17 protein-coding genes are annotated in these 16,542 nt (G+C 50.5%); 8 read left to right on the forward strand and 9 right to left on the reverse strand.

The features are described from left to right. The first annotated feature begins 131 nt into the window (after window positions 1–131). Both ACJJIM_RS11115 and ACJJIM_RS11120 read left to right on the forward strand, forming a co-directional pair. Window positions 132–770 carry a glutathione S-transferase family protein gene (locus tag ACJJIM_RS11115; protein WP_413662332.1) on the forward strand — a complete coding sequence of 213 codons (639 nt, stop codon included), beginning with the start codon at window positions 132–134 and terminating at the stop codon, window positions 768–770. 68 nt (window positions 771–838) lie between these two features. Further along, window positions 839–1,537, forward strand: coding sequence for a tetratricopeptide repeat protein (locus ACJJIM_RS11120; RefSeq protein WP_413662333.1), 699 nt, complete (start codon window positions 839–841; stop codon window positions 1,535–1,537). A gap of 254 nt (window positions 1,538–1,791) precedes the next feature. Here the strand turns inward: ACJJIM_RS11120 and ACJJIM_RS11125 are convergent, their stop codons facing one another. From ACJJIM_RS11125 to msrA, 3 genes are all read right to left on the reverse strand, one after another. Continuing rightward, the gene (locus ACJJIM_RS11125; RefSeq protein WP_413662334.1) at window positions 1,792–2,511 is read right to left on the reverse strand and encodes a YopT-type cysteine protease domain-containing protein; all 720 of its coding nucleotides are present in this window, start codon (window positions 2,509–2,511) and stop codon (window positions 1,792–1,794) included. Window positions 2,512–3,199: 688 nt separating this feature from the next. After that, a complete protein-coding gene (locus ACJJIM_RS11130; protein WP_413662335.1) occupies window positions 3,200–3,835 on the reverse strand; it encodes a YopT-type cysteine protease domain-containing protein in 636 nt (211 codons plus the stop codon). A 355-nt stretch (window positions 3,836–4,190) separates the two neighbouring features. Continuing rightward, complete coding sequence (gene msrA / locus ACJJIM_RS11135) at window positions 4,191–4,814, reverse strand: peptide-methionine (S)-S-oxide reductase MsrA (RefSeq protein WP_282932528.1); 624 nt, start codon at window positions 4,812–4,814, stop codon at window positions 4,191–4,193. A gap of 157 nt (window positions 4,815–4,971) precedes the next feature. Between msrA and ACJJIM_RS11140 the strand changes: the two genes are divergently transcribed. Beyond that, window positions 4,972–5,481 carry a DnaJ domain-containing protein gene (locus ACJJIM_RS11140; protein ID WP_282932527.1) on the forward strand — a complete coding sequence of 170 codons (510 nt, stop codon included), beginning with the start codon at window positions 4,972–4,974 and terminating at the stop codon, window positions 5,479–5,481. Here ACJJIM_RS11140 and ACJJIM_RS11145 read toward each other — a convergent pair. Genes ACJJIM_RS11145 through ACJJIM_RS11155 form a run of 3 tightly spaced genes read right to left on the reverse strand, consistent with a single transcriptional unit; the run spans window position 5,478 to window position 7,315 of the window. Next, on the reverse strand, window positions 5,478–6,269 hold the full coding sequence (locus ACJJIM_RS11145; RefSeq protein WP_444913309.1) for a methyltransferase: 792 nt from the start codon (window positions 6,267–6,269) through the stop codon (window positions 5,478–5,480). The two genes, ACJJIM_RS11140 and ACJJIM_RS11145, sit on opposite strands and share 4 nt — an antisense overlap. Continuing rightward, complete coding sequence (locus ACJJIM_RS11150) at window positions 6,262–6,597, reverse strand: nucleotide pyrophosphohydrolase (protein ID WP_444913310.1); 336 nt, start codon at window positions 6,595–6,597, stop codon at window positions 6,262–6,264. The genes ACJJIM_RS11145 and ACJJIM_RS11150 overlap by 8 nt, the downstream gene beginning before the upstream one ends. After that, window positions 6,584–7,315, reverse strand: coding sequence for a DUF599 domain-containing protein (locus ACJJIM_RS11155; protein ID WP_108733516.1), 732 nt, complete (start codon window positions 7,313–7,315; stop codon window positions 6,584–6,586). The genes ACJJIM_RS11150 and ACJJIM_RS11155 overlap by 14 nt, the downstream gene beginning before the upstream one ends. Window positions 7,316–7,492: 177 nt before the next feature. Here ACJJIM_RS11155 and ACJJIM_RS11160 point away from each other — a divergent pair, with 177 nt between their 5' ends. The 4 genes from ACJJIM_RS11160 to ACJJIM_RS11175 all read left to right on the forward strand — a co-directional run bounded on the left by ACJJIM_RS11160 (window position 7,493) and on the right by ACJJIM_RS11175 (window position 13,806). Further along, window positions 7,493–10,402, forward strand: coding sequence for an insulinase family protein (locus ACJJIM_RS11160; RefSeq protein WP_444913311.1), 2,910 nt, complete (start codon window positions 7,493–7,495; stop codon window positions 10,400–10,402). Window positions 10,403–10,503: 101 nt separating this feature from the next. Beyond that, window positions 10,504–11,247, forward strand: a complete 744-nt coding sequence (cmoA, locus tag ACJJIM_RS11165; protein ID WP_108733518.1) for a carboxy-S-adenosyl-L-methionine synthase CmoA — start codon at window positions 10,504–10,506, stop codon at window positions 11,245–11,247. Window positions 11,248–11,254: 7 nt separating this feature from the next. After that, a complete protein-coding gene (cmoB, locus tag ACJJIM_RS11170) occupies window positions 11,255–12,232 on the forward strand; it encodes a tRNA 5-methoxyuridine(34)/uridine 5-oxyacetic acid(34) synthase CmoB (protein ID WP_444913312.1) in 978 nt (325 codons plus the stop codon). Between the two features lie 188 nt (window positions 12,233–12,420). Next, complete coding sequence (locus ACJJIM_RS11175) at window positions 12,421–13,806, forward strand: L-serine ammonia-lyase (RefSeq protein WP_444913313.1); 1,386 nt, start codon at window positions 12,421–12,423, stop codon at window positions 13,804–13,806. Window positions 13,807–13,911: 105 nt separating this feature from the next. Here the strand turns inward: ACJJIM_RS11175 and ACJJIM_RS11180 are convergent, their stop codons facing one another. Beyond that, window positions 13,912–14,811, reverse strand: coding sequence for an NAD(P)/FAD-dependent oxidoreductase (locus tag ACJJIM_RS11180; RefSeq protein WP_444913314.1), 900 nt, complete (start codon window positions 14,809–14,811; stop codon window positions 13,912–13,914). A 116-nt stretch (window positions 14,812–14,927) separates the two neighbouring features. Between ACJJIM_RS11180 and ACJJIM_RS11185 the strand changes: the two genes are divergently transcribed. Next, window positions 14,928–15,356 carry an Rrf2 family transcriptional regulator gene (locus ACJJIM_RS11185; protein ID WP_444913315.1) on the forward strand — a complete coding sequence of 143 codons (429 nt, stop codon included), beginning with the start codon at window positions 14,928–14,930 and terminating at the stop codon, window positions 15,354–15,356. Window positions 15,357–15,438: 82 nt separating this feature from the next. Here the strand turns inward: ACJJIM_RS11185 and ACJJIM_RS11190 are convergent, their stop codons facing one another. Continuing rightward, the gene (locus ACJJIM_RS11190; protein WP_444913316.1) at window positions 15,439–15,942 is read right to left on the reverse strand and encodes a GNAT family N-acetyltransferase; all 504 of its coding nucleotides are present in this window, start codon (window positions 15,940–15,942) and stop codon (window positions 15,439–15,441) included. Between the two features lie 95 nt (window positions 15,943–16,037). Further along, window positions 16,038–16,364: a hypothetical protein gene (locus ACJJIM_RS11195; RefSeq protein ID WP_444913317.1), complete on the reverse strand. Its 327-nt coding sequence runs from the start codon at window positions 16,362–16,364 to the stop codon at window positions 16,038–16,040. Window positions 16,365–16,542: the final 178 nt, after the last annotated feature.

Consider the following 16,542-nt stretch of genomic DNA (forward strand, 5'->3'; position numbering starts at 1 on the left):
GCGCCTAAAAATTGGACAGCCAACGATAACACACAATACTTTAATCAAAGTAACCTCTGGCGACACACCATACTAAGGCCTTATAATCTTCCTGTGTTTGTGTGGGATTAATCACTATACAGGACCTTAGTTTGTACAAATTATTCTATTACCCAAGAAATGCGAGCTGGGCACCTCACCTTATATTAAAGGAGTTAGGTGTTGAATTCGAACTTGTACTAGTTGATCGTAAGTCTGAAGCACAAAAAGCCGCTGAATACTTAGAGCTCAACCCCACTGGAAGAATACCTACGCTGGTAGATGGTGGAAGTGCTCTATTCGAGAGCGCTGCTATCGCTCTTTACCTGTGCGAAAAACATCCTGAGGCAGAGCTACTTCCACAAGCAAACAGTACAGAGCGTGCGCTATGTTATCAATGGTTATTTTATCTAACCTCCACGCTTCAACCTGAGCTAATGATATATTTTTACCCTGAAAAACACACAACAAACAATAACAGCACCCCCAGTATCGTTGAAGCCCAAGAGCAGAGGATTACCGATATGTATGGTATTCTGAATGATCAGATTGGTGATCGGGAGTATCTGGTTGGCAACAAAATATCTATTTGCGATTATTTTTTATTTATGCTTTGCCACTGGGGAAGCGGATTTAAAACGCCACCAATAGCATTTCCAAATCTAGCCCGATGCTTAAGGAACTTAGCCTCAAAAGAAGCCTTCCAGGCTGTATGTACTACCGAGGGTACAAAATTAGATAGATATAAATAGCCTCAAATCACTGTGGATCAATTGACTTTTCACTCAAATTATCTTAATAGCACCAGGTATGAACATCCATGAAGTACAATAGGATAGGTATATCTAAAAGATTAATCTTAGCGGGAAAGTATAAAAAGGCCATAGACCTCCTCTTACCTATTGCGAACGCCAGGAATGAAGTCGCTCAGCTAATATTAGGTTATCTATATTTTATGGCTGATTCTGGAATGGATGGAGTTAATGCAAAAAAATGGCTAGAAAAGTCTGCAAAACAAGGTAATGCTGACGCTCTATACTTTTTAGCGACTACCGACTTCACAGGAAATCACTGGGCAAGTTTTGGAGAGTCAAAGGCCCAAATTGCCAAGGTCAGAAAAGCAGCTGTAAAGGGCTCCACCGACGCACAAAGATGGCTAGCAGTTACCTACGCTCATGGAGAAGTTGTCCCGCCTGACTACACTCAAATTGTTTACTGGGATACCAAAGCTGCTGAACAGGGTTTATCAGAATCACAGCGCGACTTAGGCGTAATGTGGATGAGCGGCGAGGCAGGCCATGTTGATATTGCTAAATCATTATACTGGTATAAACAGTGTGTTACTCGCAATCATAATGTGACTGACTCGAAGTGGGCTTTTCGCAGAATCATAGAGATATATGAAGGAAGGTTTGGCAAACAGTTCAAAGACTTAAGTGCGACCTTCTATTGGAAGAAAAGATCAAGAGAATTACCACTGCTACCCTATAGGCACCACCCAGATTGGTTTTACCAATAGAACACAGACTGCCAACTATTTAAGGCGCCACCTTTATAAAGGGCCCATAGTCGGCAGTAACACGCAAATGCAGCCTACACTACAAGCATATCCAGTAACCATCAAGGGCACTTTATCAGGTAAACATCAGAGTACTTACAGTTATCTCTATATACAAAATACCGTAAATATTATCAAACCCATGTCAGCCCACATTACTTTGCCAGATTATGCTTCAACGGCATAAGCCTAATAAATATCCATTGCCTTAAACCTTATGGCTTATAAACATAAGTACGCCAACCATCTGAAAGACCCAGGGAACCAAACCCGTTAGACAGGATCTTTCGTCGGTAATACTCACGAAAGAAATTGAAAAAATCCTGCTTGTTATTAAAGCTATACTCTCCATGATTAGGATCAAAAAAAATGCACTGCTGAGCCATTCCAGCAGGTCCTACATAGAGAGAAATCGCATGGGCCGCCGGAAAGCACCCAAAACTTGTACCTGATACGGTAATTATTACGTAATGGTCATTTAATTGATCTAATGATGCTATTAAAAAATCGGTCATTGATAAAGGCTGCCCCCCAGGATTAATTATCTGGATACTGGAGTTATCACCAAGCCCAGGTACTGCGCTCACTCCGCGATCTCTAAGCCATGCTTCTACATTATTCATGTAAGCATTATTTTTATCGTGTGCCCACCCCCACTGAGATCTGGCAACACTTCTTAACTCACGAATATTTAGAGAGCGAAGTCGAGTGAATGTAAATGGACCTGTTCCAACTCTCCACTTTTCATACAAACCCAATTTACTTGATAAAGATACTCCTTCAGTAGCCCTACAATGTACCCAATGTGCAGTTAAGGCTCCACAAATACCAAATTTGCTAAATCCTGCATAGTGCACCCAAACTCTCAGTGAACCCTGAGAAAAGCCCCAAACTTTTTGTCCTCGATGACGCCCGGCAATTGTACTAACGCGCATACTGACAGCCTCCCAACAGACGGTTAAAATCCATAAAATATCTATATTAATTAGAGCGAAGATCTACTTAAAAATACTAAGCTGTTCCTAATCAAAGACTTTTACCCAAAGAGATTGATGACTCTCATAGAAAAACAGATTGTAGAGATTGATAAATTCTTATACCTGCGGCAGTGCCACAGTAGTTAAATACACTGGCAAGGCTTTAAAAATTTTTCGGGGCAGCCAACATCCCCGCTACTTAACAAACCCCACGCATCGAAATCATCAACCAGCTCTTTACTCACTAGCTCAAGTGAATAATTCTAGCTCGATTTGAACCAAAAAATTTATACTTCTATAACGCTCTACAACTGCTCATAACTAGCAAATACTCATCGCCCTACATCCGCAAAACCAGGTCAAGGCCTAGTAACATTTACACTAATGAATCCTATTTTCTCTAGCGCTCATTCTGCAGGCTTATGCTCCATATTATGTCGGCACTGTCGAGTAAACTTTAGATACTGGGCAAATATTTTTAGGTTTTGGACTTTTTGCCAGATCGATTTAAATATGTGCAGATTAAGTTGCTTTACCAGAGGGAAGTAAGATGGCCAAAGTGCTGGCCATCTTAAACAGCTTTCGCAGCTCTACACGAAGGGAAATCCTACTTACAACGCTAAGCAAGACCAATTTACAGATAGAATTAGCTTTTCCATACCCTGTCAATCATCCAGGAATCGAACTTAAAAAGGGCACGATAGTGCATATTACTTACCAAATGGAAAAAGAAATAGAAGTCCTCTTTATCCTCAAACCAAAACTCCCCAAAGTTCGGATCAAAGAAGCAAGCATCCTGTTTTTGTCCGGCGGATGATGGAGCTCCAATCCACGCAGCTACTGCATGGGAGCCTTGAGTGTGATCCCGGTTAGACCACATTTCTATCAAAGCGTAGGCCCCATTAATTTGCTCTAGCCTCTGTCGTAAGGAATCCCTATTTGATTGCCCTGCTACAGAGGACAGCACTCTCAGTCGATTAAATAACAACCAAGCCCTATGAGCCCCCCTCCAATTGGCACTTTGCGCCCAGGCTTGCTGCTGTCCAGCCATCTGCCTTAGCTTGGGGATATTAAAGGGGATAAACCTTCGCTGACTCCAAACTCCACCCAGGTGATTTACCAGTGAATCATCAAATGCGTGATATTTAATCCAATGTGAGGCTAATGACAGACAGATTCCACTGCCTGCAATTTGGTTGATATTCAAAACGGGAAATGATTGAGAGAAATCCCAAGTACATACTCCATCCATCTGGCGCGCCATAGAGTAAACGCTGTACATAAGTACTCCTGCGGGTAAATTATTATGCCTCTGTGCTGAACACGGGTAGAACGAAGCCTGCTAAAAGCTCTCCCCTTCGAGCGCTATAGCTTCTAGACCTAGCAAGAGGAAGGCGCCAATACTCACTCTACACCAACATCAGCATAAGAACTTTACGCGCCAAGGCAGCAGTCAACTTTAGATTCTGGTCGTAAGTTTTTAGATTTTGGCCATAATTTTGCGGCCACCTAATACGGACAAGCCAAATCTATCGAGACAGGGGAAGGAAAGAAAAGTGACGGGAAAGTAACTGTGCCAAGCATCACAAAAGCAGGCAGTACTCACCGCGCCACCTGCTTCTGTAATCTATCAATTCTCAGTCGTGCATTGGGTTGCGAAGAATTGGGCAAACAGCGTCTTCATTCTTAGCCATATACTGCTGGTGGTATTCCTCGGCATAGTAGAACGGTTGGGCCATGCTGATCTCGGTAGTGATTGATCCACGATCTTTGGCATCCAGCGCTTCCTGCACAGCTGCCCTGCTCGCTTCCGCCTCCTGTTTCTGGCCTTCGTTCAGGCAGAAAACACAGGAACGGTACTGGGAGCCGATATCGTTACCCTGGCGCATACCCTGGGTTGGGTCGTGGTGATCCCAAAAGATCCGCAGGAGTTCTGCATAGCTCACCTTTTTGGGATCAAAGATCACTTTCACCACCTCTGCGTGCCCGGTACGGCCGGTGCAGACTTCATCGTAGTTCGGGTTTTCAGTGGCGCCATCGGTGTAGCCAACGGCAGTGGCAAACACACCATCCGTATCCCAGAACACATGCTCTGCGCCCCAGAAGCATCCCATACCAAAAATGGCGACTTCCAGGTGCTCAGGGAATGGCTCTTTAATGGTGTTGCCATTTACAAAGTGGGTGCCACTGATCTCCATCGGCTGGGGCCGGCCGGGCAGCACCTGGTCCGCATCGGGTATCTGAAATTTGTCGTATTGCATACTGTTTTCTCAAGTGCAGGTATTTTCTTTTGTCAGGATAGCTCTAAGGCGCTTATCCTCCCAGATCAAGTAATATTAATCCGCGAATCAAGTAGTTAAGAGGACTCTATGATACGCAGAACAAACATTGGCAGATCAACACTATAAGGAGTCGTCATTGGCGCGCTTAATCTTACTGATTTTAATCGCCATCGGTGCCTGGTATCTCTGGCAAAAAATCAAATCTAGCTCACCGCAGGAGCGGCGCAAGCAGATTTTTATGGCCTGTATCGCCGGCGTCGCCGCAATAGTGGTTGTGCTGGCTATCACCGGGCGCCTGCATTGGGTAGGAGCAGCGCTCGTGCTCATTCTTCCTGTGTTGGGCCGTTTACTCAGTCAGCTCTCCCGTTATTTACCCTGGTTGATGCCACTGTTTGAAAAGTATTCAAACAGGCGCCCAAATCCAGGGGCCACTCAACATCCTCCGCCACACAACTCCGAGGGCCCGCCACTCTCGGAACACGAAGCGCGCCGAATCCTTGGCGTTGATGCCGATGCTGGCAGAGATGAAATCATTAGTGCACACCGCAAATTAATCCAAAAACTCCACCCAGATCGCGGCGGCAACGATTACCTGGCATCGCGTATCAACGCCGCCAAGGAGTTACTACTGAGCATTCTGGGTTAAACCTTACAAAGCAAGTGGATATACCTGGCCAATTGCCGATAGGGGTCCACCTGGGAGTATTCAAGCTCCTTTTCCACAATGGCCGAAGCGGGCAACTTTTCCCGGATTGACGGCGTCATAAAATCGTGGAAGCAGCGGATACCGCTGTGACAAGCCACGGAAAAGCCCGCTTCGGTCAGCCAGTCTTCCACCCATTCCGGCAAAAGTGGATTCTGTGGAGTGAGGCTGCCAGGGTGGCCACCCCAGTTGTCCCCTTCAATATTGCGGTCCAGCTGGCGAAAGCTGCCCCGCTGTAATAGACGGAACTCAAGGGCACGCCGATTGTAGAAAGTGAGCGAAAGATGCCCACCAGGCTTTAACAGGCTGCGCAGCTGCTGCAATGCCTGTTGCGGCTGTTCCAACCATTCCAGCACAGCGTGGCAAATTACCAGGTCTGCGTCCTTTAACGCTTCTATTTGCGGCAGTTCTTGCAGGGGTTTATGCAGCAAGGTCATTTGCTTTTGCAAATGGCGCTGGCGAATTTCCGCATCCGCGAGTTCAAGCATCTGCGCAGAAATATCTGCGAGAAAAACCTCGTGCCCAGCCTCAGCCAGATCCATGGCAAAGTGGCCCTGGCCACCCCCAGCGTCAACGATTTTTAGAGTGCGCTGCTCGCTCCCCAACAGCGGCGCCAGATCCCGGTTGAGCACTGCCAGGCGGATATCCCCTTTAAGGCCGCCATAGATACGGTTGCGAAAACGGTGAGCGAGATCGTCAAAGTTTCGATCTTTACGCCGGCTGTCACCCATCGGAGCCCTCACCTTGCAAAGCCTCATTGCATCGGCGGCGGTTCTCGGCGAATTTGCGCTGTAGCGCCTCTTCCATATCAACCCCCAGTACAGCGGCCAGTTTGCTCAAGTACATCTGAATATCCGCCAGTTCAGCGGCAACTTGCTCGGCCTTGTCGTCTGCCATTAGATCCTGGATATCTTTATCACTGCACCATTGAAAGTGTCGCCCTAACTCTGCAACTTCCACAGATAGCGCCATAGCCAGGTTTTTTGGGGTATGCAGTGATTGCCAGCCGCGCATTTCAGCGACTTCATCAAAAGCCGCCAGGATTTCACGGTCTTTCATCGAATTTTTTCCTCTGCTGCCGCTCCAGCCCGCCCTCCCGGGCCGCCAAAATTGAATTCAGTGCGCGGGACAGAAACTCACGCCTGTATAAAACACAGACAACAAACAGATAGCCGGCAACAAACAGGATTGGGTGGATAAACCAGCCCAGCACTGACATTGAGAAATAATAAGAGCGCAGACCGTAGTTGTAACTGTGGCCCGCGTGGTCGATCACCTTGGCAGTACTGATGGCAAATCGGCGTCGCTCTTCCTCAGATAGATCACCGGTTTCCGGCGGCGGTGCTGCACCAATGAGCACATTGGCGAAGGAGTACTGGCGCAGTGACCAGGTAAAATTGAAAAAGGCGAAGATAAAAATCAGGATCAACAACATCACCTTGAGTTCAAACTGCTCAACGGTGGTGGGCTCCGCAAAAGGCAAACTGGTGAGCACTTCGATGGCCGCCTTGTTCGCCGTCAAAGCCGTCACTAAACCCGCCAGGATAAGAATACTGGTGGAGGCAAAAAAACCAATGACCCGCTCCAGGTTACTGAGAATAGCGGTATCCGCCATGCGCATATCCCTATCGAGCATACGCATCATCCATTCAACGCGGTACCACTGAAGCGATGAAGTAAGGCACCAGGTTTCTTTGGCTTTTTTTCGCGCAAAAACGGTGTAACCCACCCATGTGATAAAAAAGCCAATGACACTGGCAATATCCAACCAGGACAACCTCTAATATCTCCGTGTTCGTCTACATTTATGCCGTAGCTTCGGCAAGCGAAGTCTTCGCCCTACTGGCATCCTTGTCAACACTGTCTTTCCGATGTGTGCAAGCGGTAGAATAGCGCCCTTTCGCCGGCAGCAGTGGCCGGCCAGAAAATTCATATAACTCCAGGGAGCTGTCTTTTGAGCAACTCACATCCTGCATTTGAACTGGTTACCAGCGCAGATATTGATTCTCTCGGCGTGCGCGTCGAGGAATACCGACACATTACGACCGGTGCCCAGCACCTGCACATCGCCGCAGACAACTCGGAAAATGTTTTCCTTGTCGCCCTGCGCACCGTGCCCGAAGACTCCACCGGTGTCGCCCATATTCTTGAACACACCGCTCTGTGCGGCAGTGACAAGTACCCGGTGCGCGATCCCTTCTTTATGATGATCCGGCGCTCACTCAATACCTTTATGAACGCCTTCACCAGTTCAGATTGGACCGCCTACCCGTTTGCCAGCCAGAATCGAAAGGATTTTGACAACCTTCTCGACGTCTACCTGGATGCGGTATTTTTTGCGCGCCTGGACCCGCTGGACTTTGCCCAGGAAGGCCATCGCCTGGAATTTGCCGAAGCGGATAATGCGAGCAGCGAGCTCGTCTACAAAGGTGTCGTGTTCAATGAGATGAAAGGCGCCATGAGCTCCGTCACCTCGCAGCTGTGGCACACCCTGAGCAAATATCTGTTCCCCACCACCACCTATCACTACAACTCCGGTGGCGAACCTACCGATATTCCAAAGCTGAGTTACGAGCAGCTGGTTGCCTTCTACCGCAGCCACTACCACCCCAGCAACGCCACCTTTATGACTTTCGGTGATATTCCCGCAGCGGAACACCAGGCCGCGTTTGAAGAAAAAGCGCTGCACAAGTTCGAGAAACTCGACAAGACCATTTCCGTTGGGCGCGAAGACCGCTACCAGGCGCCGCTGAAAGTCGAAGAGCACTACCCGTTAAATGGCGAGCCTCTGAAGGCCAAGACCCATATCGTATTGAGCTGGCTACTGGGTGATGTCACCGATCTTGAAGAAGCCCTGACCGCACACCTGCTCGCCGGCGCACTGCTGGATAACAGCGCTTCACCTTTAATGAAGCTGCTGGAAACCACCGACCTGGGCACTTCCCCTTCTCCGCTGGTTGGCCTGGACGATTCCCAACGCGAACTGGTGTTTGTCTGCGGTATTGAAGGCAGCGAACGCGAAAGTGCCGACGAGCTTGAGCAACAGGTTCTCGACGTGCTGAGGGACGTGGCGGAAAACGGCATCCCCTACGAACAGGTAGAAGCCAGCTTGCACCAGCTGGAATTGCAACAGCGGGAAATTGGTGGCGACGGCTACCCCTTCGGCTTGCAATTGATTCTCACCGCATTGACCGGCGCCACTCACCGTGGCGATGCCATCGGCCTGCTGAATATCGATGCCACCCTGGAGCGTCTGCGCGAGCAGATCAAAGATCCGAAGTTTATCGCCAATAAAGCCCGTGAACTTCTGCTGGAGAACCAGCACCGCGTACGTATGGTACTGAGTCCCGATGAGCAGCTGGCTGCGCGCCGCGAGCAGGCGGAGAAAGACCAGCTGGCGGAAATCAAAGCCGCTCTCAGCGACAAAGAAAAAGCACAGATTGTCGAAACCGCCAAAGCCCTGGCCGATCGACAAAACCGCGAGGACGACGCTTCTATCCTGCCCAAGGTCGGCGTGGAAGATATTCCCGCAGAGCTTCCCGATGTCGAAGGCGAAGCAATAGACTTGGGCCCACAGAAGTTGACCCGCTATAGCGCGGGCACCAACGGCCTGGTTTACCAACAAATGGTCTGCGCGCTACCGGAATTCACCGAAACCGAAAAGCAACTGCTGCCCTACTACTGCCAGGTACTGAGCGAAGTTGGCCTGGGTGAAAAAGACTACCTGGAAGTCCAGCAATGGCAGACCAGCGTGGTGGGCGCCCTGCACGGTTTCACCAGCAGCCGCACTGCCATCGACAACCTGGATCACTTGTCCGGCCACTTTATCCTGTCCGGTAAAGCTCTGGCACGCAATCAGGGCGGCCTGACCGAACTGATGCAAGCCACCATGGAGCAGGTGCGTTTTGACGAGCACGCCCGCATCAAGGAACTGCTACTGCAAACCCTCGCCCGCCGCGAACAGGGTGTTGTCGGCAACGGCCACGCCCTTGCCATGGCTGCCGCCAGTGCCGGCTACAACCGCGCCGCCTGGGAGAGCCATGCCAGCGGTGGTCTGCTGGGATTGCGCAACCTGCGAGCCCTGGTTGCCGGACTGGAAAAAGAGGAAGGCCTGCAAGACCTTTCCACCCAATTCCAGGCTATCCACCAGAAAATCCTCGCAGCACCGCGCCAGTTCCTGCTGGTGGGTGAAGAAGAGAAAATTGGCGATTTCAGCCAGACACTGATGCCACTGACCTCGACTTCCAGCATCGCCGCAGCCAACCCCGCTGCACCTTTCGAACGCAAACAAATCGAGGAACTCTGGGTTGCCAACAGCCAGGTGAACTTCTGTGCCAAGGCCTACGCTACTGTGCCTATGTCCCACCCGGATGCGGCCCCGCTGTCGGTTTTGAGCGGCTTCCTGCGCAACGGCTTCCTGCATCGCACCATCCGCGAACAGGGCGGCGCCTATGGCGGCGGAGCCGGCCACGACAGCAATATCGGCGTATTCCGCTTCTACTCCTACCGCGATCCGCGTATGGGTGAAACCCTGGAGGACTTCGACGCATCCCTTAAGTGGTTGGCCGAAGAGAAGCACAAGGAAGAACAGGTTGAGGAAGCGATCCTCGGCGTCGTCGGCGGTCTGGATAAACCCGGCTCCCCCGCTGGTGAAGCCAAGAAGAACTTCCACTCGGGCCTTTACGGTCGCACCCACGAGACGCGCCAACAATTCCGCAAGCAGGTTACGGAAGTTACCCTGGAAGACCTGCAACGCGTCGGAGCCACCTATCTGGACCCGAGCAAGGCCAGTACCGCCATTGTTACCGGTCCCCAAGGTAGCGAAGCGGCAGCCAAGCTCAACCTGAAGGAAGAGAAGCTCTAACTGGAGCTCGACGATTCCCCGGCAATTTGTCCGGGGAAGCTCTGCGGCGCCGGCCAAAAACCGGCGCCGATCTATCGCCGTTATCCTCTAGCGAAGTTCCAATGAGTAAACACGACAATATTTATGCAAACCCACTGGGCCAAGTAGCTGGCTTCGAGTTCGATCGCCAGGTGGTGCAAGTTTTTCCCGATATGATCAAGCGCTCCGTGCCCGGCTACACCACGATCGTAGCCATGATCGGCACCCTGGCAGAGCGCTACGCCCAAGCCGGAAGCCGCTGCTATGACCTGGGCAGTTCCCTGTGCGCGGCAACCCTGGCCATGCGCCATCGCATTCCCGCCGCCGACTGTGAAATCGTCGCCGTGGACAATTCGCAAGCCATGGTTGATCAGGCGCGCACAGTACTCGAAGCCGATAGCGGCGAGGTTCCCGTTCAACTTATCTGCGACAACCTGCAAAACGTTGCTATCGAAAATGCCTCGGTCGTAGTGCTCAACTTCACCCTGCAATTTATTCCAGTGGAAGAGCGCGAAGAAATCCTGCAGAAAATCCACGATGGTTTGCGCCCCGGCGGCATTCTGATTATTTCCGAGAAAGTGGATTTCGCCGACAAGGCTCACAACGAGTTAATGATCGAACTGCATCACTCCTTTAAAGCCGCCAACGGTTACAGCGCGCTGGAAATCGCACAGAAGCGCTCTGCCCTGGAGAATGTATTAATTCCGGAAACCCTGGATACCCACCGCACACGACTGAAAAATGTCGGCTTTACCAGTGTCGATGTCTGGTTCCAGTGTTTTAATTTTGCCTCTTTAATCGCCATCAAAGGCGCGCCGGAAAAGTAAGTACCCCGTGATCGACTACACCCAACTCTATCAAGGCCTGCAACACGTTCCCGCCCTGCGCACCTGGCTGGCCCAGCTGCCAACACAGGTGGCTGAAAACCTGAGTCCTCATCGCTGGGGCGATCTGCCCGATTGGCGCGCAGCGGTGGAAGCCCTACCGGAAATCACGCCCTCCGCTATCGAACTCAACAGCAAGGTCAGCGCGGGCACTGCCGCCGATGCCAGCTCAGAACAACTCGAAGTCCTGGAGCGGGAGCTGCGCAAATTACACCCCTGGCGCAAAGGCCCCTGGGAGTTATTTGGACTAAATATTGATACTGAGTGGCGCTCCGATTGGAAATGGGATCGGGTACTTCCGCACTTGGCACCACTGAAAAATCGACTGGTGCTCGATGTGGGCTGTGGCAATGGGTACCACTGCTGGCGATCCTACGGTGCCGGCGCGCGCCGGGTCATCGGTATTGATCCTTCCGCCAAATTTGTCGCGCAATTTTATGCGCTGAAAAAATACCTGGGCCAGGAAGCACCAGTGGATTTGTTGCCCCTGGGTATTGAAGCGCTCCCGGCAAACTTGCGCGCTTTCGATACCACTTTTTCCATGGGGGTACTCTATCACCGCCGTTCACCCATGGATCACCTGCGCGAATTGCGCGAAACCCTCCGTCCCGGCGGCCAGCTTGTATTAGAGACATTGGTTATCGACGGCGGACTCGGCGATTGCCTGGTACCCGAAGACCGCTATGCAAAGATGCGCAATGTGTGGTTTTTCCCCAGCTGCGCCACCCTGGAGAGCTGGCTGCGCAAGTGCGGTTTCCGCAGCCCCAGGACCGTGGATTTGAACACCACCAGCCTGGAGGAACAGCGGCGCACCGACTGGATGCACTTCGAATCCCTGGCAGATTTTCTCGACCCGGAATCGCCAGACAAAACCGTGGAAGGTCACCCCGCGCCCAAGAGAGCGGTTTTGGTCGCGGAAGCGCCGTAGCTTGTCTATACGCTTAAGGTCTGGGAACTCATAAATTCCGCAAAATTTGCTGCTAATAGAATTTTGTACGGAATGGGGAGCACCATCTTGATTGTTGCGACTCATAAGGCAAAGTGCGCCCCTAAATAGTGCAACTATATCCTTTAGGGAGGGCTGCCGCAGGATGCAGCCCGGCGCAGAGAATATTTATGAGTATTAGCGTTTTTGAGCTTTTCAAAATTGGGGTTGGCCCTTCCAGCTCCCACACGGTGGGCCCTATGGTCGCTGCCCGCCAATTCGTGCAGGATTTGCAAGACCGGGACCAACTGCCCCGCACAAACCGCGTACAAGTTCATTTATACGGCTCACTGGCCCTGACCGGGGTTGGTCACGGCACCGATATGGCAGTTCTGATGGGGCTATTGGGTCAATCTCCAGACACCATTGATGTCGACTCGATTGACGAGAAAATGGCGCAAATCCAGAGCGAGCGCCGCCTGCTATTAAACGGTGACCAGGATATCGAATTTATTCGCGAGCGCGATCTGGTTTTCCATATGGAGGAATTTCTTCCCCAGCACTCCAACGGAATGACCTGCCAGGCTTACGCTGGCGAAGAGCTGCTGTTCGAGCGCAGCTACTTCTCCATCGGCGGCGGCTTTGTGCTCTCCGAAGAGGATTTCGCTCACAAAGAGGAAATCGCCACCCTTCTGCCCTATGACTTCAGCAATGCAGAACAGCTGATGAAGATCTGTGATCATCACGGTTGGACTATTGCCGAGCTGGCCATGGAAAACGAAAAAGCCTTCCGCAGCGAGCAGGAGGTCAAAGACCGTTTGTGGAATATCTGGAAAGTAATGGATGCCTCTATTGAGCGAGGCTGCCACCAGAATGGCTTCTTGCCCGGCGGCCTCAATGTTCGCCGCCGCGCTGCTGAACTCTACCGGGAGTTGAGCAAACAGAGTCTGGAAGAACGCAACCACGGCCTCGCCATTCTCGACTGGGTTAGTCTTTTTGCCCTCGCCGTCAATGAGGAAAATGCCGCGCGCGGGCGCATCGTCACCGCGCCCACCAACGGTGCCGCCGGTGTAATTCCCGCCGTTATCGCCTACTACGTGGAATTTGTACACGACAGCAATATTCACGGTGAATTGAAAGACCAGGTAGTGAAATTCCTGCTCACCGCCGGTGCTATCGGTATGCTGTTTAAAAAGAATGCCTCTATTTCTGCCGCTGAAGTGGGCTGCCAGGGAGAAATTGGCGTCGCCTGCTCCATGGCTTCCGCCGGCTTGGCCGCCGTAGAGGGCGGCACCAACCAGCAGATTGAAAACGCTGCTGAAATTGGAATGGAGCACAACCTCGGCCTTACCTGCGATCCAATCGGCGGGTTGGTGCAGGTCCCCTGTATCGAGCGCAACACCATGGGTGCAGTAAAAGCCATTAACGGCGCACGCCTGGCCCTGCGCGGTGATGGCGCTCATATCGTACCGCTGGACAGCGTTATCGAGACGATGCGTCAAACCGGTATCGATATGCAGAGCAAATACAAAGAGACCTCTCTTGGCGGGCTCGCAGTAAACGCTGTGAACTGCTGATATTTTTCGGCAGGAGCACAAATCTGCTCCTGCCGCTTTTAGCCCTAAAGATACCAAATTCTTTTTGTCGCATATCTCCAACGAACCCCCACCGGTCTTTAAAAATCACTGGTTAAATATCAACGAGCGATGAGCTCCAACACCCGCCATGGTGCCGGATGCAATCGCAAAGGTTCCGCTTTGCATCGGGTTGGATAAATCCCCAGCAGCAAAGACTCCCTTTATAGAAGTTTCCTTAAAGCCATCCACCTTCACAATCTGCCCGGTAAAAGACTCCTCCAGCTCCAACCCCAATTGATCGATAAACGGAGAGGTCAACTCCGCTTTGGGGCTCACGTAGAGCCCCTCCAGTGGCAACTTGCGGCCATCCCCTAAAACAACTTCACTTAAACTATCCCCCTCTCCCTCCAACTGCGTAATCGGGGCTTCTTCCAGCATTACTCCCCGAGCCAGCAGATGATCGAGCACTTCCCCCTGCGGATTGAACTGGCCCTGGGTAAATAAGGTAGTTGCGCCCCAATCGGGAATCATCGCCGCCTGGTGGAAAGACAGCTCGCTGGTAGCCAGCACACCTAAAGGGCGATCACTCAGCTCATAACCATGGCAATAAGGACAGTGAATCACACTCCTACCCCAGCGCTCTTTCACGCCAGGGATATCCGGTAGCTGATCCGTAATGCCGGTTGCAAGAATTAGCCTCTTTGCTTTAAAAGTGGCATCTCCCTGTGCAGCAACAACAAACCCCTCTTCATGAACATCCACAGTATCCGCAGTGCCTTCAACCACCTGGAAACTCGAGTAAGCCTGTAGCTGGGAAAGCGCCGTGCTACGAATTTCCTCGGGCGTCTTACCATCCAGGCAAAACACTCCATGGGACGCTTTTGCAAAGCGGTTTCTAGGTCTTTTAGCATCCAGCACAACGACCTTGCGCCTGCCGCGAACGAGCTGCATCGCCGCAGACAGACCGGCAAAACTTCCACCGATAATCAATACATCCGTATCCATAGCCACCCCTCCGATATCATGTAACTTTTATTGTTACACAAAAATTCAAAGCTGCACAACACACGTAACAGCAAAAGTTTCGTGATAAACTGCAGGATCAGAAATTTAGGTGAATTATGCGCAAAGACAGCCGATTATCCCGGGCACTTCATGTCCTTATCCATTTGAACATGACCGACAAGCCGGTTACTTCAGACAAGATGGCGGCTATGCTCCTCACCAACCCTGTGGTGGCTCGCAGAACTATGGCGTTATTGCGAGATCAGGGGTACGTGCGCTCCAGTAAAGGGCACAATGGGGGCTGGTCACTCGCAAAGCCCTTGGATGAAATTACACTTCTGGATATCCATAAAGCGCTGGGAGACAGCTCAGTTTTTACCATTGGCCTTACAGACGAACACACTAACTGCATCATTGAGCACGCAGTAAATGCCGCCCTAAAGGATGTAATGGATGAGGCGGAGAGTATTTTACTCGCGCGATTTGGAGAGATCACCCTGGATCAGCTCGGTGGAGAATTTACACACATAGAGACTTCGGAATAATTCGCCTCGTCCTAGGGAACTCCAAATTTCGATTCTGAGCCTCCCTAATATCCAGGTCCATTTTGCGATTGCAAGGTGCACCCTATGCTTTAGCTTGGTACTCAGGGTGTATTCTCGCCATCAACAAAACGTCTATATAACGACCCGCCTTAAACCTGCCAAGCCGCTTGGTTCCCTCCACCTGAAAACCCGAGCCCTCATAAAGTGCTATTGCAGTACCATTATCAACATGAACTTCCAGCTCCAATCGTATTAGATTGAGCCAATTATCCGCCTGATTAAGCGCCTCTTCCATTAACATCCGGCCAACTCCCCGACCGTGAAATTCAGGATGTACCGCAATTGCCAGCACAGCACTATGTCTATCCCGGATTTTATTGGTTAAGAACAGAGTGACATACCCAACGACCTTGGTATCCAATTCAGCGACCAAGGTATAATTATTCGGATCAGAAAAAAGGTTAGCAACTTTATCAGAGCTTAGGAAAAGTAGTTGAGAGGTATTTTCATTTACTGAGGCAAAACTATGAATCTCGAACAAATCCTTATTATCGGATTCTTCTAGGTGTCTGATTTTTATATTCAACAGAACTCCTTAAGGGATATCGAAAACAATAGAAAGTATTTCTATTGCTCTCTTTACTCCATATACACCAGATACTAATTTATAACGCGAACTGATCAATCAACCCGAGTTAGCCGAGCATCATCCACTGTCATCTGCCAAATCCCATCCTCTTCATAAGGGGGATTGGAAACATGAAAATTTGCAGTCAAAAATAAAAATCCAACACTGAAATCATCTCCGTTGAACCCTTCTATCGGCCCTTCTATAGAAGTTGTAACGCTCCCTTCAACCCGTTCATACAAGACCCGACCATCAGTTGTTATGATCAAGCTTATTTGGCTACCAATCCAAGTGCCAGCGTAATCTAACTTGTCTTCAGGAAGTGGTTTTGAGCAACCGGCTAACATCAATAAAATAAAAATCCAAAAGGTATTACGCATTTTTCCTACATATACTTAAATTTGAGCATTGGATATGTTTATTCAACATCAAAAAATTCCACGGGCACTACAAATGCTCCAACCAAAATAAATTACAAATTAAAGAGGAGTTCGAAAATGCATCCTACAAGTCAAGAGAAAACGGCCAAAGATACCTTATGAAATGGCAGTCAAGTAA

Source organism: Microbulbifer maximicatervae (SeqCode), assembly GCF_052467615.1.

Excerpts from the sequence above, each read along its gene's own strand:
- ACJJIM_RS11195 (WP_444913317.1), bottom strand. The coding sequence starts at position 16,364 with ATGCGTAATACCTTTTGGATTTTTATTTTATTGATGTTAGCCGGTTGC.
- ACJJIM_RS11180 (WP_444913314.1), bottom strand. The coding sequence starts at position 14,811 with ATGGATACGGATGTATTGATTATCGGTGGAAGTTTTGCCGGTCTGTCT.
- ACJJIM_RS11125 (WP_413662334.1), bottom strand. The coding sequence starts at position 2,511 with ATGCGCGTTAGTACAATTGCCGGGCGTCATCGAGGACAAAAAGTTTGG.
- msrA (WP_282932528.1), bottom strand. The coding sequence starts at position 4,814 with ATGCAATACGACAAATTTCAGATACCCGATGCGGACCAGGTGCTGCCC.
- ACJJIM_RS11150 (WP_444913310.1), bottom strand. The coding sequence starts at position 6,597 with ATGAAAGACCGTGAAATCCTGGCGGCTTTTGATGAAGTCGCTGAAATG.
- ACJJIM_RS11145 (WP_444913309.1), bottom strand. The coding sequence starts at position 6,269 with ATGGGTGACAGCCGGCGTAAAGATCGAAACTTTGACGATCTCGCTCAC.
- ACJJIM_RS11120 (WP_413662333.1), top strand. The coding sequence starts at position 839 with ATGAAGTACAATAGGATAGGTATATCTAAAAGATTAATCTTAGCGGGA.
- cmoA (WP_108733518.1), top strand. The coding sequence starts at position 10,504 with ATGAGTAAACACGACAATATTTATGCAAACCCACTGGGCCAAGTAGCT.
- ACJJIM_RS11130 (WP_413662335.1), bottom strand. The coding sequence starts at position 3,835 with ATGTACAGCGTTTACTCTATGGCGCGCCAGATGGATGGAGTATGTACT.
- ACJJIM_RS11175 (WP_444913313.1), top strand. The coding sequence starts at position 12,421 with ATGAGTATTAGCGTTTTTGAGCTTTTCAAAATTGGGGTTGGCCCTTCC.
- ACJJIM_RS11185 (WP_444913315.1), top strand. The coding sequence starts at position 14,928 with ATGCGCAAAGACAGCCGATTATCCCGGGCACTTCATGTCCTTATCCAT.